At 66.6% G+C, this 15,665-nt stretch carries 12 protein-coding genes and 1 tRNA gene; 6 read left to right on the top strand and 7 right to left on the bottom strand.

Features of this window, described 5'->3' with window-relative positions; genetic code table 11:
- Positions 1 to 34 precede the first annotated feature (34 nt).
- The 3 genes from mprF to ACM9HJ_RS01225 are packed head-to-tail and all read left to right on the top strand — an operon-like array spanning position 35 to position 4,539.
- Positions 35 to 2,611: a bifunctional lysylphosphatidylglycerol flippase/synthetase MprF gene (gene mprF, locus ACM9HJ_RS01235; protein ID WP_416569848.1), complete on the top strand. Its 2,577-nt coding sequence runs from the start codon at positions 35 to 37 to the stop codon at positions 2,609 to 2,611.
- A complete protein-coding gene (locus tag ACM9HJ_RS01230) occupies positions 2,608 to 3,873 on the top strand; it encodes a virulence factor family protein (protein WP_416569847.1) in 1,266 nt (421 codons plus the stop codon). The genes mprF and ACM9HJ_RS01230 overlap by 4 nt, the downstream gene beginning before the upstream one ends.
- A 9-nt stretch (positions 3,874 to 3,882) precedes the next feature.
- Entirely contained in the window at positions 3,883 to 4,539 is a 657-nt protein-coding gene (locus ACM9HJ_RS01225) for a fumarylacetoacetate hydrolase family protein (RefSeq protein ID WP_416569846.1), read from the top strand.
- 114 nt (positions 4,540 to 4,653) lie between these two features.
- On the opposite strand, the gene ACM9HJ_RS01220 is transcribed toward ACM9HJ_RS01225, so the two are convergent.
- Positions 4,654 to 4,739 (bottom strand) — tRNA-Leu (locus tag ACM9HJ_RS01220).
- A 95-nt stretch (positions 4,740 to 4,834) separates the two neighbouring features.
- Here ACM9HJ_RS01220 and ACM9HJ_RS01215 point away from each other — a divergent pair.
- Positions 4,835 to 5,347, top strand: coding sequence for a GNAT family N-acetyltransferase (locus ACM9HJ_RS01215; RefSeq protein ID WP_416569845.1), 513 nt, complete (start codon positions 4,835 to 4,837; stop codon positions 5,345 to 5,347).
- A gap of 69 nt (positions 5,348 to 5,416) precedes the next feature.
- Here ACM9HJ_RS01215 and ACM9HJ_RS01210 read toward each other — a convergent pair whose 3' ends face one another.
- From ACM9HJ_RS01210 to ACM9HJ_RS01185, 6 genes are all read right to left on the bottom strand, one after another.
- Positions 5,417 to 6,670, bottom strand: a complete 1,254-nt coding sequence (locus ACM9HJ_RS01210) for a polyhydroxyalkanoate depolymerase (RefSeq protein ID WP_416569844.1) — start codon at positions 6,668 to 6,670, stop codon at positions 5,417 to 5,419.
- A 328-nt stretch (positions 6,671 to 6,998) separates the two neighbouring features.
- On the bottom strand, positions 6,999 to 7,904 hold the full coding sequence (locus ACM9HJ_RS01205) for a class I SAM-dependent methyltransferase (RefSeq protein ID WP_416569843.1): 906 nt from the start codon (positions 7,902 to 7,904) through the stop codon (positions 6,999 to 7,001).
- 122 nt (positions 7,905 to 8,026) lie between these two features.
- Positions 8,027 to 8,620: a recombination mediator RecR gene (gene recR / locus ACM9HJ_RS01200; protein ID WP_416569842.1), complete on the bottom strand. Its 594-nt coding sequence runs from the start codon at positions 8,618 to 8,620 to the stop codon at positions 8,027 to 8,029.
- Between the two features lie 73 nt (positions 8,621 to 8,693).
- Positions 8,694 to 9,446, bottom strand: coding sequence for a FadR/GntR family transcriptional regulator (locus ACM9HJ_RS01195; protein WP_416569841.1), 753 nt, complete (start codon positions 9,444 to 9,446; stop codon positions 8,694 to 8,696).
- Positions 9,447 to 9,589: 143 nt separating this feature from the next.
- A complete protein-coding gene (locus ACM9HJ_RS01190) occupies positions 9,590 to 11,272 on the bottom strand; it encodes a tetratricopeptide repeat protein (protein ID WP_416569840.1) in 1,683 nt (560 codons plus the stop codon).
- Between the two features lie 92 nt (positions 11,273 to 11,364).
- The gene (locus ACM9HJ_RS01185) at positions 11,365 to 12,606 is read right to left on the bottom strand and encodes a glycosyltransferase (RefSeq protein ID WP_416569839.1); all 1,242 of its coding nucleotides are present in this window, start codon (positions 12,604 to 12,606) and stop codon (positions 11,365 to 11,367) included.
- A 143-nt stretch (positions 12,607 to 12,749) separates the two neighbouring features.
- On the opposite strand from ACM9HJ_RS01185, the gene ACM9HJ_RS01180 reads away from it, so the two are divergent.
- Both ACM9HJ_RS01180 and ACM9HJ_RS01175 read left to right on the top strand, forming a co-directional pair.
- Complete coding sequence (locus ACM9HJ_RS01180) at positions 12,750 to 14,492, top strand: class I SAM-dependent methyltransferase (RefSeq protein WP_416569838.1); 1,743 nt, start codon at positions 12,750 to 12,752, stop codon at positions 14,490 to 14,492.
- Between the two features lie 379 nt (positions 14,493 to 14,871).
- Complete coding sequence (locus ACM9HJ_RS01175) at positions 14,872 to 15,660, top strand: calcium-binding protein (protein ID WP_416569837.1); 789 nt, start codon at positions 14,872 to 14,874, stop codon at positions 15,658 to 15,660.
- The last annotated feature ends 5 nt before the right edge of the window (positions 15,661 to 15,665 follow it).

Here is a 15,665-nt window from a genome sequence, read left to right as displayed (position 1 = left end):
ATACGCAACGGGCCGGCGGAGGATCACCGGGACCATGGCCGATACCGTAAGCGACGATCGCGCCCCCGCCCCCTGGCGGGCCTGGGCCAAGGGCGGCGCCACCGGTGCCGTCATCCTGGCCGTGGGCGCGCTTGCCTGGACGGCCCTGTCGCACCTGGCCGCCGAAATCTCGTATCGCGAAGTCGTCGATGCCCTGCGCGCCACCCCGCTCTGGGCCCTGGGTGCCGCCTTGGGTGCCACCGCGCTCAGCTTCCTGGCGCTGACCCTCTATGATTGGACCGCCCTTTCCTATGTCGGGCGCAAGGTGCCCTACCCCGTCATCGGCCTTACCTCCTTCTGCGCCTATGCGGTGGGCAATACGGTGGGGTTCGGGCCGCTGACCGCCGGCGCCATCCGCTATCGCTTCTACACCCCGCACGGGCTGGAGCCGGAGGAGGTGGCGCGCATCGTCGGTTTCGTCACCGCCACTTTCGGGCTGGGCGTGCTGGGCACCACCGCCCTGGGGTTGTTCATCGCCGGGGACGTGACCGGTCTGGGCCTGCCCGGCTGGATCGGCCATGGCGTGGGTGCCCTGATCCTGGCGGGGCTGGCCGGGCTGGTCCTGGCGGCGGGGCGGCATCGCTTCATCACCATCGGCCGCTGGCGGGTGGACCTGCCGCGCCCACGCCTGCTGCTGGTGCAGTTCGCGGCGACGCTGGGCGATATCGCGGCGGCGGGGACGGTGCTGTGGCTACTGCTGCCGGCCACCGATATCGGCCTTCCGGCCTTCATCGCCATCTATGCCGTGGCCGTGGGTCTGGGTGTGCTGTCCCATGTGCCGGCCGGGCTGGGCGTGTTCGAAACCGTGGTGATCGCCGCCATGGGCGGGCGGGCGGATACAGAGCAGGTATTGGGCGCCCTGCTGCTCTATCGCGTCATCTACCATGTCGTACCGCTGCTGCTGGCCGGCCTGATCGTGGCGTTGCTGGAGACGCGGCGGGTGGCGGTGATGCTGGCCGGTACCCGCGTGGTGCGGGCAGGCCGCCGGCTGGCCCCGCCGGTGCTGGGGGCGCTGACCCTGCTGCTGGCCAGCATGCTGGTGTTTTCCGGTGTCACCCCGGCCGAGGATGCGCGCCTGGACCTGCTGGCCGACTGGCTGCCGCTGCCGCTGGTGGAGGGGGCGCATTTCCTGTCCTCGGTGCTGGGGCTGATGCTGTTCGTGGTGGCGCGCGGCATCACCTATCGGCTGGACGGCGCCTGGTGGGCGGCGGTGTCCATGCTGGGGGCCGGCATCGTGCTGGCGCTGGCCAAGGGCCTGGCCCTGACGGAAATGGTGCTGCTGTCGGTGCTGCTTTCCCTGCTGCTGGTGTCCAGAAGCTCCTTCACGCGCAAGGCGTCGCTGCTGCACCATGCGCTGACCCGGCCCTGGCTGGTGGCTGTCGGCCTGCTGCTGATCGCTGCCCTGTCCATCCTGTTCTTTGTCTACAAGGACGTGGATTATGCCCATGAGCTGTGGTGGCAGTTCGCCTTTTCCGGGGAGGCGCCGCGTGCCTTGCGCGCCCTGCTGGGGGTGAGCCTGCTGGCAGGTATGGGGGCGGCCTGGGTGCTGCTGCGTCCCGCCGTGCTGGGTGAACAGGCCATGCCGGATGCCGGCACCCTGGACAAGGCGCTCGCCATCATCGATGCCCAGCCGCGGGCCGGTGTACAGCTGGCCCTGCTGGGCGACAAGAAGCTTTTGTTCGCGGAGAACGGCACCGCCTTCATCATGTATGCCCGCCAGGGCCGGTCCTGGATCGCCCTGTTCGATCCGGTGGGGCCGGTGGCGGAATGGGCGCCCTTGATCTGGCGTTTCGTGGAGATGGCGCGGGCATCGGGCGGGCGGGCGGTGTTCTATCAGGTGGCGCCGGAAAACCTGGCGCTCTATGCCGATGCCGGCCTTGTCGCCTTCAAGCTGGGGGAAGAGGCGCGGATCGACCTGCCCGGCTTCGAACTGAAGGGCGCCAAACGCGCCAACCTGCGCAACAGCTTCAACCGCTGTGAGAAGGCCGGGTTGGAATTCGCCCTGGTCCCCGCCGACGGCGTGCCCGCCATCATGGAGGAGTTGCGCGCCGTGTCGGATGATTGGATGGAGGCGCATAATGTCCGGGAAAAGCGCTTCTCCCTGGGCGCCTTCATTCCCGCCTACATGGCCCTGCGCCCCGTCGCCATCCTGCGCCAGGAGGGGCGGATCGTGGCCTTCGCCAGCCTGATGATGACGGGGGAACGGCAGGAGGCCAGCATCGACCTGATGCGCTTCTCCGCCGCCGCCCCGCCGGCCGCCATGGAATATCTGCTGCTGCGGCTGATCCTGCTGTTCAAGGAAGATGGCTATCAGCGTTTCAACCTGGGCATGGCGCCACTGTCGGGCCTGTCGGCCAGTGCGGTGGGCCTGTGGCAGCAGGTGGGCCGTACCGTCTATGAACGCGGTGACCGATTCTATAATTTCAGCGGGCTGCGCGCCTTCAAATCGAAGTTCGGGCCGCAATGGGAAGCGCGCTATATGGCGGTGCCGGGCGGGTTGAACCCGATGCTGGCGCTTGCCGACATCACGGTGCTAATCGCCGGGGGCTTGCGAGGGGTGGTGGGTAAATGAAGTGGCGTTCCCTGGTGATGTTCGTCCTGGTGGCGGGGCTGGCCGGCCTGACGGTGCCGGCCTGGTGGGTCCATCGCTATGACATCGCCCCGCAGCGGGTGAAGCTGGCACCCAACGCCCTGCTGGGGCCGGTACGGGTGATGCAGGGCAAGGGCCCGGTCATCATGCTGTTTTCCGGTCACGAGGGCTGGGACGCGCGCAGCGACCTGTTGGCCCGCCGCCTGGTGCATGCCGGCGGCACAGTCATCGGCCTGGACCTGAAGGCGGTCACCGACGGTATCGCCAAGGCCGAGGGCGAGTGTGTCGATCCCATCTGGGCCGTGCAGGACATCTCCCAATCCGCCCAACGCAGCCTGGGCCTGAAACATTACGACCTGCCCATCCTGGCCGGCATCGGTGCGGGGGCCGACATGGCGTTGGCCATTGCCGGCACGGGCACACCCGCTCTCCTGGGCGGGGTGATCGCGGTGGATGAGGGCAAAGGGGCGGCCCCGCCCCGCCCCCTCTGCACCAATCCGCGGGGCAAAGATGTGCCGGTCACACGGCCCACGGGCGGCGGGCGGCCGGGCGAGCGGCTGGTGGCCGAGCTGGCCCGCCGGTCCGATGCGCGGGGCGCGGACGCGTTGTCCGACCTGCCGCTGACCGAACTGCCGGCCGATGCAACGCATGGCGTGCTGGCCATCGTCTATTCCGGCGATGGCGGCTGGCGTGACCTGGACAAGGATATCGCCGAATATCTCCAGGCCCAGGGTGTGCCGACCGTGGGCGTGGACATGCTGCGCTATTACTGGTCCTGGCGATCGCCGGAGGATAGTGCTGCCGACCTGTCGCGCCTGATCGCCCATTACCGCAAGGAATGGGGGATCGAGAAGGTGGTGCTGGTGGGATATTCCTTTGGGGCCGATGTCATGCCCGCGCTCTACAACCTGCTGCCCGCCGATCAGCGGGCCAGCGTCATGCAGGTCTCCCTGCTTGCCCTGTCGGCACAGGCGAATTTCGAGGTGACGGTGGGCGAGATCCTGACCGCCAACAGCGAAAGCACCCAGCCCACCCGCCCCGACCTGGACCGCATCGACCCGAAACTGCTGCAATGTTTCGAGGGCAAGGAGGATGAGGATGGGGTATGCGAGACGCTGGTGGGGACGGGCATCGAGATCGTCACCACCGAAGGTGGCCACCATTTCGACGGCGAATATGACAAGCTGGCCGAAGCCATCCTGGCCGGTATCGACCGCCGCCTGAAAACCACCCCCAACCCGTAACCGGACGCCATGACCCTTCCCGCCTTCACCCCGCCCGCCCCGATGACCCTGCCCATCCGCGGCGGTGATCGTCACTTCCCCGTGGGCCGCCTGTTCTGCGTCGGCCGCAATTACGCCGCCCATGCCCGTGAAATGGGGTCCAGCGGTCGGGAACCGCCGTTCTTCTTCATGAAGCCGGCCAGCGCCGTGCTGCCCCTTGGTGGCGATCTGGCCTATCCGCCCCTGACGGCGGACCTGCATCATGAGGTCGAACTGGTGGTGGCGCTGGGCGAAGGGGCGGCGATTTTCGGGTATGGCGTCGGCCTGGACCTGACACGCCGCGATTTGCAGGGGGCCGCGAAGAAGGAAGGCAAACCCTGGGACATGGGCAAGGTCTTCGACCATGCTGCCCCCGTCTCCGCCCTGGTCCCCGCCTCACAGGTGCCCGGCATCGACAAGGGCCGCATCGCCCTGTCGGTGAATGGCGAGATGCGCCAGGAAGGCGACCTGTCGGAGATGATCTGGACCGTGCCGGAGATCATCACGGAATTGTCGCGCTATCTCACCCTGCTGCCCGGCGACCTGATCTTCACCGGCACCCCGTCCGGCGTCGGCCCCATCCAGCGTGGCGACCGGCTGGACGGCATGGTCGAAGGCGTGGGGGAGCTGTCGGTGCGGGTGGTGTGAGCCAGTGGTCATCAATGACCACTGGAGGCCGGCGACCGCCGGCCCGGCGCACGTGCGCCGTGAGCCAAGCCCGCGGATGCGGGCGCCCGGCGCCTGAGGGAACGCGGATATAATTGGTGCCCGCTGCCGGACTCGAACCGGCACGCCCCGGAGGACAACAGATTTTAAGTCTGTGGCGTCTACCATTCCGCCAAGCGGGCCCCTATAGGGAAGCGGAACCTAGCCGATGGCGGACCCGGATGGCAAGCCCCTGGTTGTCCGTCGCCAAGCATACACACGTAGTTAGGAAGCGAGCATGCTGATCCGTGATGCGGTCGATGATGATGCCGGCGCCATCGCCGCCATCTATAACGACGCCGTGGCCAATACCACCGCCATCTGGAACGAGGTGACGGTGGATGCGGCCAACCGTATCGCCTGGATGGACGACCGGCGGCGGCTGGGCTATCCGGTGCTGGTGGCGGTGGATGAGGGCGATGGCGCCGTGATCGGCTACGCCTCCTTCGGGGATTGGCGGGCCTTCGACGGCTATCGGCACACGGTGGAACATTCCGTCTATGTGCGCGGTGACCGGCGCGGCGGCGGCATCGGCCGGACGCTGCTGGTCACCCTGGCCGACCGCGCCCGCGCGCTGGGCAAGCATGTCATGGTCGGCGCGATCGAGGCGGGCAATGTCGCCTCCATCGGCCTGCATGAAAGCCTGGGCTTCCAGCGCACGGGCCTGATGCCGCAGGTGGGAATGAAGTTCGGCCGCTGGCTGGACCTGGCCTTCCTGCAACTGATCCTGGACGAAAGGCCCAATCCTTGACGGCAAAGTAAAGGGGCGCCGGCCCCGTCCGGACCGGCGCCCCCGCCTTATCGTGGTTTCCCCCTGCCCTCAGGCCGCGGCGGTCGACTTCCGCCCGGCGCGCACCGCATCATTCTCCAGGATGAAGCGACGCACGCGCGGCTCGATATCCTCGCGCCATTTGCGGCCGTTGAAAATACCGTAATGGCCCACGGCCTTCTGAAGATGCGCATGCTTCTTCGCGGCGGGGATGTTCTTGCACAGGTCGTGGGCGGCGATGGTCTGGCCGGGAGCCGAGATATCGTCCAGTTCGCCTTCCACGGTGAGCAGCGCCGTCTTCTCGATCGCGGAGGGGTCCACCGTCATGCCGCGCCACTTCATGCGACCGGTCGGCAGGGCCCGTTCCTGGAACACCTGGTTCACGGTCTGAAGATAGAATTCCGCCGTCAGATCCATGACCGACAGATACTCGTCATAGAACTTGCGGTGGCCCTCGGCACTCTCGCCGTCGCCGCGCACCAGATGCTTGAACAGCTTCAGGTGCTCGCCCACATGCCGGTCCAGGTTCATCGACATGAAGCCCGTCAGCTGCACGAAGCCCGGATAGACCTGGCGCATGGCGCCCGGATAATAGAAGGGCACGCTGGTGATGACATTGCGTTCGAACCAGCCGATATCCTTGTCCTCAGCCAGTTGGGTCACCACGGTGGGGGCGGCGGCGGTGTTGATCGGCCCGCCCATCAGGGTCATCGAGGCGGGCTGGCACGGATCGTCCAGCTGCGCCATCAGCGCCACGGCGGCCAGCGTCGGCACGGCGGGCTGGCACACGGCCATGACATGGGTGTTGGGACCCAGGTGACGGATGAAATCCATCACATAGTCCATGTAGTCTTCCAGGTCGAAGCGACCGCGGGCCAGCGGGATCAGCTTCGCATCGTGCCAGTCGGTGATATAGACGTCATGGTGCTGCATCAGCGCCTGGACCGTGCCGCGCAGCAGCGTGGCGTAATGGCCCGACATCGGCGCCACCAGCAGCACCTTGGGATCGTCGCGCGGGATCGCGCGTTCGAAATTCACCAGATTGCCGAAGGGCTTTTCCAGCACCACGCGTTCGGTCACCGCCACGTCGCGGCCATTGATGCGGGTGGTGGGCAGGCCGAAATCCGGCTTGCCCCAGCGCCGCGTCGTCCGCTCGATCAGTTCGGCCCCGGCGGCCACGGCGCGGCCGACCTTGGTGTAGGAGGCGGGAAGGAACGGGTTCTGGAAGGTCTGCTGCGTCGCTTCCGCCATCAGGCGCAGGGGCGTCAGTGCGGCATGCTGAAGATCATACAGGTGATAGAGCACTTGGAACGCCCCCTTTCAACCAACCGGGCCCTTCCGAACGGATGAGCCCCTACACGACCAAAGCGGTACCCCTGCGGCACCCTGTCTCAGGCGTAACGTAACCACGCCTGACCAGCTTGCAACAGATAAATCTCGAAACAGTTAAGAACACGCCGGTACGACCAAAGTCGGGGTTGGATGGCGACGGTATCCTGACACCGGTCTCACCTGCTGCCAAGACGGCCCGTTATTGCTAAACACACAAGGGCGATATAACGGATCGTCAGGTGATGGGACAAATGGTGCCTGCCGCCCGCGCGCGGGCGTGGGGCCGGCGCTTCCTTCGATATCAGCGATTGCCGTCGCGGGTTTCCCAAAGGGTGGAGCCGACCACTCTCTTCCGGCGCTCCGGATGGAGCGGAAAATCAGGCTCATAAGTCACATGGTCGATGGCCTGCTCATCACGAGGACCGGCATAGACGATCTCGCTGGACGCGGGTGTGGGGATCACATCCTTGATACGGAATTCGAAATCCACGAAGTCACGGCTGTGGATGCGCTGCAGAATCGGGCTGCGGTCGGAAATCCCGCTTGGATGAACCGCCCTGCCAAGGATGGTGATACGGTTCGGATTCGCGATCGTCCTTATCGCCAGCACTTCAAAGCCCAGCAGCTTCATCAACCCGACCAGGGCCGCTTTTGTCGGAACCGAATAGGTATAATGTTCATCGACCATGGCGGTCTCTGAATTCAGGAAAATGGCTGCCCTTTCCTCATCGGGGTAATAGGCCGTCTCCATGAACAGAAGACCGCCCTCCTTGATGATTTTCCGGGCGGCGATGAAGGCGCTCACCGGATTCAACATGTGATAGATGACGCCCGCGCAGAGGATGAGGTCGAATGTGCCGCTCTCGAATATCCCGCCGAAATCCTTTATCTGCGTCCGGGGATGGTAATTCACATCCAGTTCCAGAACCTCCGCACATCGCCTGAAGGTCTTGTGGTCGCTGGAATCGGTCGCATGGACGGTTTCGGCCCCCATTTTCTTCATGCCGAAGCTTGCCAGGCCGTTGATCGCCCCGATATCGAGAACCGTCATGCCCGACAGATCGATATGCCTCACCATGTCCATGAAGCCGAAAAGGGTGACATTCTGCGCGGAGCCCGGTGGGAAACGACCACTTGTGGCAAAATCCCCCATATCGATCGAATGGAACCAGCGATATTCCGCGAATTCTGTCTCAAGCGCCTGCATTCGGGTCTCCAGTTTCTACGCCAGCCAGGTAGCCTGATGGGAAACGGCCCTGCAGGCGAACAACGCACCCGGCCTTCGCACGACGATAGGCAATCGCTTCCGGCTTCGTCCAGTCCTGATCGTCAGAGGCTGCGGCGCGAGCGGAGTGCCGCCGTCAAGGTGCCGTCGTCCAGATAGTCCAATTCGCCGCCGACGGGCACGCCATGGGCCAGCCGTGACAATTTCACGTCGCACGGCGCCAGACGGTCCGAAAGATAGTGCGCCGTGGTCTGTCCACCCACCGTGGCATTCAGCGCCAGGATCACTTCCCCCACTTCCGGCCGGCTGGCGCGTTCCAGCAGACCGGGGATGGACAGATCGTCCGGCCCGATGCCATCCAGGGCGGACAGGGTGCCACCCAGCACATGATAGCGGCCCTTGAAGGCACCCGTGCGTTCCAGCGCCCAGAGATCGCCCACATCCTCCACCACGCACAGCAGACCGGCATCGCGGCCGCCATCGGCGCAGATATGGCAGGGATCGTGGCTGTCCAGATTGCCGCAGACCGAACAGGTGCGGATGGAGGCGGCGGCGGCGGCCAGCGCATCGCCCAGGGACGCCATCAGGCTTTCGCGCCGCTTGATCAGGTGCAGGGCCACGCGCCGCGCCGACCGGGGGCCAAGGCCCGGCAGCTTGGCCAGCAACTGGATCAGGCGGTCGATATCGGGTCCGATCATGGCCGCGACGCTACAGGATGTTCGCCGAATGTTCCAGAGGAATTGCTTGCGCCCTTAGGGCCGGGCGCCGGCATCACAGCGCCGTGCGCCGCGCCAGTTCGCTGCGCCGTGCCGCCACTTCCGACTGGGCGCGCTGCACCGCCTCCAGTTCCGTGGCAATCAGCAGGTTCTCGATCACCGTGCCCAGATGGTGGTGCATGGCGGCGCGGGCCTTGCGCGGGTCGCGGGTCTTCAGCGCCTCCAGGATCTCGACATGGTCGTCGACCAGGGGACGCACGCCCACGGCCCGGCCGCGGGCCAGCATGTTGCGGCACAGGGGCGATTTGTAGCGCAGGTCCCACAGCGTCTCCACCACCAGCACAATGGCACTGTTGCGGGTGGCACGGGCGATGGCGACATGGAAGCGGCGGTCGGCCTGGTCGCCCGCGATGTCGCGCTCGTTCTCGTCCACCATGTCCTTGAGGATGTCGGACAGTTCCGCCAGTTCCGGCTCCGTGATGGTGGTGGCGGCCAGTGCCACCGCCTCACCCTCGAACATGCGCCGGGCCTCGGTCAGCTCGAACGCGCCGATATCCAGGTCGTCGGGCTGTTCGGCGGGCTTGGAATGGGTGACATAGATGCCCGATCCCTGCCGTGCCTCCACCAGCCCCATGATGTCCAGCGCGATCATCGCCTCGCGGATGGTGGGCCGGCTGACATTGAACTCTTCGGCCAATTCGCGCTCCGGCGGCAGCCGCTGGCCGGGCTGGTAGGTCCCGGCGCGGATGGCCTTGGATATGGCGTTGGCGATCTGCTGATAGAGTTTGCGGCCTTCGGGGACGGTCATCATGTCTGCTGGCGAGGGGGAGGAAGGCGGTTGCACCGGCCGGCCGGGCGGCAGGCGCGACCTGGCCGATGCCATATCCGCCGGGTTGCCTGACCAGGGTGGGTAGTCTAGCACCGACGGCGCCGCTCGCCATATGGAATTGGTCAAGCCTTTGCGTTCTCAGGGGCCGGCAACGCCACTTTGGTGACCAGTGCCGGGTCGCCGATCATGTCCTTCACATATTGGGCCATCGGGTCCCCCTTGGCCATGGCCTGGCGGACCAATGCCATGGCGCCGTCCGCGTCGCGGTCCATCCGCCATTGCAGCTCGGCCAGGATGGTGATGGCCTCCGTCACGCCCGCCATGGCCTGCAGCCGCAGCCGCTCCCGCCACTTCTCCAGCGCCGCACGGTCGTCGGGCCGGTGTTTCAGCAGCATGCGCGCCAGATTGACCTGGGCAGCCACATGGTCCTGCTCGGCGGCGGCGGTGAACAGGTCGATGGCGCGCACCGGATCCTCCGGCACTTCCCGTCCCAGCGTATGGGCATGGGCCATGCGGAACTGGCCCGACGCGCTGCCCAGGTCCGCCGCGGCACCGTAGAAGCACAAGGCCGCGTGCCGGTCCTGGGCCACGCCGTTGCCATGATAGAGCAGCGCACCATAATTATAGGTGGCGTCGGGATGCTTCTGCGCCGCCGCCTTCAGCATATGCTGCGCCGCCAGCTCGGCATTCACCGCCACGCCCCTGCCGTGCAGGTGGCACAGCGCCAGCTGGAACCGGGCCTCCGGATGCTCATCGGCGGCGCGCTCGAAGAAATCGACGGCGCGGGTCGGGTCCCTCACCACGCCCTTGCCGGCCAGATGTGCCAGACCCAGGGCCGTCCTGGCCGGGGCATGCCCCTTGTCCGACGCGGCGACGTACCAGACGATGGCCTCCGCCTGGTTGGGCACGTTGGCCTTGCCGGACGAATGCAGGTCGGCAAGCAATGCCATGCTTTCCGTATCGCCCTTGATCGCCGCGCGTCGGAACCAGGTTTCGGCCTGGCCCATATCCACGGGGACACCGCCCAAACCGCGCAAATGGATCAGGCCCAGGGACCGCATGGCACCCGCCACCCCTTCCTCCGCGGCGCGCAGCAGCCATTTGCAGGCTTCGGCGGGGTCCGGCGCGACCCCGACGCCCTGCTGCAGGCTCACGCCCAGATAATAGAAGGCGGTCTTGTTGTTCAGCACCGCAGCCCGCCGGTACAGTTCATAGGCGTCTTCGGGGCCCTGGCCCGGCACTTCCCCCGCACTGATCAGGCCGGCCAGGCCGACCATGGCCGGGGCGCTGCCCTTCTCCGCGGCGCGGCTGTACCAATCGATAGCCAGACTGATATCCCGCCCCTCCTCCTCCAGGCTGAGCAGCCAGCCCAGCAGGACCTGGGCTTCCATATGCTCCTGCTCGGCCGCCTTCGTTGCCCAGAGGCGGGCCTTGGCCCGGTCGCGCGGCACCACCAGCCGGCTTTCATCCGGCTGTTCGGCCCTCTGCTGATCGGCCGCATCACCGATACCGATGGCGTGAAGGCCGGCAAGCCGCGCCTGTGCGGTCGCCAGGCCGGCGTCGGCCGCCTGCTCGTACCAGCGCATGGCACTTCGCGGATCGCGCAGGACACCCGTGCCCTGCCATAACGCTTCCGCCAGGGACAATTGGCAATCGGCGTCACCGGCGCGTGCGCCCTCAAGCCAGAGGGCGGCGGCCCGGGTCTGGCGCCCGCGCGACGCGGCGCGGCGGCCGCGCGTCAGCGGCGTTCCCAGAATGCCGGTGACGATCCGGTTCCAAAATGATCTCGCAGAAAAGGATTGCACTGTCCACGCCCCTGCCGACGATGCCCGCCCCCCTGATCTAGCCTACCGGTGGCGGCGGGAAAAGCCCGAACCCGCGCCTGAACCCATGGGGATCATCCCGGTGGAAGCGGCAGGCCAAATTCCCGATGCAGCATGCCGGTCCAGGCCGGCAGCGCCACCCGCGTCAGGTCATAGCGATCGATGATCGTCTGCCGGGCCGCCGCCCGCATCCGCATCCGCCGCTCGGCCGGCATGTCCAGCGCCGTCATCAGTCCGGCGGCCACCGCCGCCGGGCTGTGGAAGGGCACCAGCAGACCGTTGACCCCCTGCTCCACCACCTCCGTCACCGGTGCGGTATCGGAGGCGACCAGGGTGACGCCGCAGGCCATCGCCTCCAGCATCGACCAGCTCAGCACGAACGGGTAGGTCAGATAGAGATGGGCGGCGGACAGGCGCATCAGGTTGATGAAATCCGAGTGCCCGACCCGGCCCAGGAAATGCACCCGGTCCAGCGGCAGCCCGTCCCCCACCTCCGCCAGCAGCTTCGCGCGCCAGGAACCGCCCCCGTCGGGGGGCGGCCCATAGGAGACCCCGTCCTCGCCCGCGATCACCAACCGTACGTCTGGCCGGCCGCGCAGCAGGTCGCCCGCGGCCCTCATCAGGATGTGGAAACCACGATAGGGTTCCAGGTGGCGGGCGACATAGGTGACGGTCGGCATTCCCGCCGCCAGCCGGGTCCCATCAGGCAGAACCAGCGGCAGCACCTGGCCGGGGCTGGCGACGCCGGTATCGATGCCCTCATGGATCAGGGCGATCTTGTCCCGGAATTCCGCCGGGTGCAGGTCGCGCTGCCAGCTTGTGGGGCTGACCCCCCTGTCCACGGCAGCCAGGCCCAGCAGGCCGGTGGCGTTCAGGCTGCGCACGCGGGCCAGGTCGCCCAGGTTGACGGCGCCGGGCGGATCGAAGCCGACATCGGCACCGGTACCGTGATAGTAGAACTCGAAATAGCCGACCAGCGGCACATCGGGCCACAGGTCCTTCAGATAGAGGATCTCCCCCCAGCCATTATGGCCGATGATCAGATCCGGCCGGTAGCCGCCCTGCGCAAGCACGGCGCAGTTCGCCAGCACGGCCTGCCCCCGCCACACGGCACGGTCGGCCATATATATATAGGAGTGGGGGCGGCTGTCGGCGGCGATGTCCACCCGATAGGGGTGAAGGGTGACACCCGGCAGGGCGCGCTCCGGATCGCTGGCCAGCGCATCGACCTGCACGCCCGGCAAGGTGGCCAGGAACCGCGCCAGATGCAGGAACTGGCCGGGAAAATCCTTGTGCAGAAACAGAACCTTGAACATGGCCGCCCCGTTCGGGCCCGACGCGCGCGGGTAATGCCGGGCAAGGTGGCGCACTTGTCCCCCACCCGCAAGACAATTGGGTTGCACCCTGCCCCGGGGTGCCTATGGTGGAGCGCACACATCAAGATGATCGGAGCCTCCCCTTGCAGTTCATATGGCCGGACGAAGCCGCCGAACCAGTTGCCTGCCCCTGTCCGGTTTGCGCCCATCCGGGGCCGCACAAGATGGTGCTGACCCTGCCGGAGAGCGGGCCCAAGGGTGCCGACTGGCGCATCGTCGAATGCCCGGACTGCCTGTCCCGGTTCTCCACCGACCGCGCCGGTGCCGATTACCGGGGGGACGAGGTGCCCGATGCCCCGTTCCTGCATTATTATCTGGAACAGGGGGCCGGCCTGCGCTCCATGCTGGAACCGCTGGGCTTCGCGGAACCGGGCGAGCGGCGGATGCTGGAGATCGGCGGCGGGTTCGGCTTCCCCAGCGACTATGTGCAGACCGTTCTGGGTTGGAAGGCCAAATGCTATGACCCGTCCGGGCTGGCGGTGCTGGGACGGCAATATCTGGGCCTGGACATCACCCGCGATTACTGGACCAGCGACACGCCCCTGCCCGAACCCTTCGACGTCGCCTACGCATCCGAGGTCGTCGAGCATATTCCCGAGCCGGCCCCCTTCCTGGCCGCCATGCGGCATGCGGTCGGCGGCACCGGCATCGTCGTGCTGACCACCCCCGACGGGGCGGCCCTGAATCCCGGCACGACACCGGGCATGCTGATCCCCATCGCCAGCCCCGGCCTGCACCTGACCCTGTTCAGTGCCAGGGGGCTGGAGATGGCGCTGCGCGCAGCGGGTTTCATCCAGGTCCGCGTCGAATCGCACGGCACCGCCCTGCGGGCCTTCGCCACCGACCAGACGCTGCCGGAGCCGCGCACGCTGGACGATGACCGGTACCGCACCTATCTGCATCGCCGGATCGCCACGCCGGATCTGGTGCCGGCCTTCCTGTCGGGCCTGCGCTACCGGCTGATGAAGGAACTGGTCAATGGCGGGGAACTGGCCACGGCACTGGCGCTTTATGGAGAGATCGCCGCCTCCATGCGGGACCGGTTCGGCATCGATATCGATCAGCCGCAGACATTGACCGTTCCCGACGCGGCGATCGGCGGCCGGGAATGGCTGTCGGCCCTGCCCGGCAACCTCACCGGCCTGCTCTATTTCCGCGCCGTGCTGGCCAACAATGTCGAGGCCGACGCCCGGCGCGCCGCCCTGTTCGCCGGCGCCGCGGCGCTGATGGGGCCGTCGCTGCGCCGGGCCATCCGCCCCCTGGGCATCGAGGATGGCGAGACCGAAGCCCTGTCCATGGCCGCCCTCCATCTGCACCTGACGGCCGCAATCGGCGCAGGCGCCGATTCGGCAACCCTACTGGCAACGGTTGAGCGGGGCGGCGGCGACGGCGGGTTGCTGCTGCCGGCCCGTTTTCGCGCCCTGCTGCGTGGCCTGGTGGTGGCCGATCTGCGCGCCACCGGCAATAGCCGCATCCTCTGGCAGGGGTTGCGGGTTGCCGAATCGGCATCGGATGACGAGGTGTCACTGTTGCGCGCAAGCGTTGCATCAGGCCTGCCGCCATCACCGGTCACGGGGTTTGAGGGCATCGAAGCCGCAACCGACCCGGCGGAGGTACGGGCCGCGTTCTGGGCGATCTGGACGACGCCCGGCGCGGCGGAGGCACCTGCCACCATCGCCCATGCGCGCAAGCTGACCCTGATCCGGCTGGTGCTGCTGGGGGCTTTCGCCGAGGCGGAGGCGCTGTTCGCGGCCTGGGAAAGCCCGGCCCTGGCCGACGATGCCTCTGTGACAACGGCGCTGTCCATCGCGGCATCCGCGCGGTGATTCTTCACGCGAATGCACGTTGCAATATCTGTCCGATATAGAGATTGTCCAATTCCAGCAAGGACATGGCTATAAGAGGCAAAGGACGGGTGGGGGGAGGTACTACTTTTTATGGAGGCACCCCACCCACCAACGGCGTTGCAACATGTCATCGCGAGTGGTAAATTTATCCTCAATTTGAGGGAAATGGTTGAGCTAAGGGATTGCCCGGACGGGTAGTGTTGAGCTGAGCCGCTAGGCAGATGGGGGATTTGTTATGGCTACGTTGAGTGGTGGCGGCACGATTGCCAGCGTCGGGTTGACCGCATCGGAAAACCAACAGATTTCGAACATTCTGAATTCGGCTATTTTTAGCACCATCACGTCCACGTCGACCATCGTGTCGACGGGTTCGGGGCAGGCGCTGGGTGAGACCCTGCAGCTGGGTACTTTCACGGCGACGAGCCTGCGCACGCTCGAAGTCGGCCCGTCCTCTTCCGGCAGCGCCACGATCGTCGATCTGTCCTCCAGCAGCGGCAGCGGCAGCGGCGGCGTCACGAATGTCGTCGTCAGTGACAATACCCAGGTCCTGTTCATCAGCGGCACCGCCAGTGGTTCGGTGTCTGCCGTGTTCGGCGGCACCGGCACCTCGTTCGTGGTCGGCAGCGCCGGTACGGAATTCGTGGACCTGAGCAAGTCCACCCAGAATGCGACGGTCGTCGCCGGTGTCGGCAATGACTCGGTCCTGGGCGGCGGTGGCAACGATACGGTGCAGCTGGGCGATTCCGGTGTCGCCAATGGCGGTGGCGGCGCCGACACCATCATCGGTGGCCTGGGTGTTGCGACCCTGGGCGGCGGTGGTGGTGCGGATAGCATCGTCGCCTCCTCCGGTGGCGGCGCGCTGATCGGTGAGGCCGGCAACGACACGATGGTTGGTGGCGCTGGCAAGGACGTGTTCATCTTCTCCAACCTGGGCGACCAGGATGTCGTGGCTGGGTTCGATCCGGCGCAGGATACGATCGGTCTTGCCAACTATGGCCAGATCGTGGCCGCCGGCTGGTCGTTGAACGATGTGATCAGCCGCGCCACCGTGTCGGGCAACAGCACGATCATCAACATGCCCGATGGTTCCACCATCACCGTCTCCGGTGTTACGGGCATCAACATCAACTGGTTCACGGTGAAGTAAAACCG

Origin of the sequence: Niveispirillum sp. KHB5.9 (assembly GCF_048066115.1) — a bacterium.
GTDB lineage: Bacteria > Pseudomonadota > Alphaproteobacteria > Azospirillales > Azospirillaceae > Niveispirillum.
Note: the sequence above shows the minus strand (reverse complement) of the source record. Positions and strands in the feature narration are given on the sequence as shown.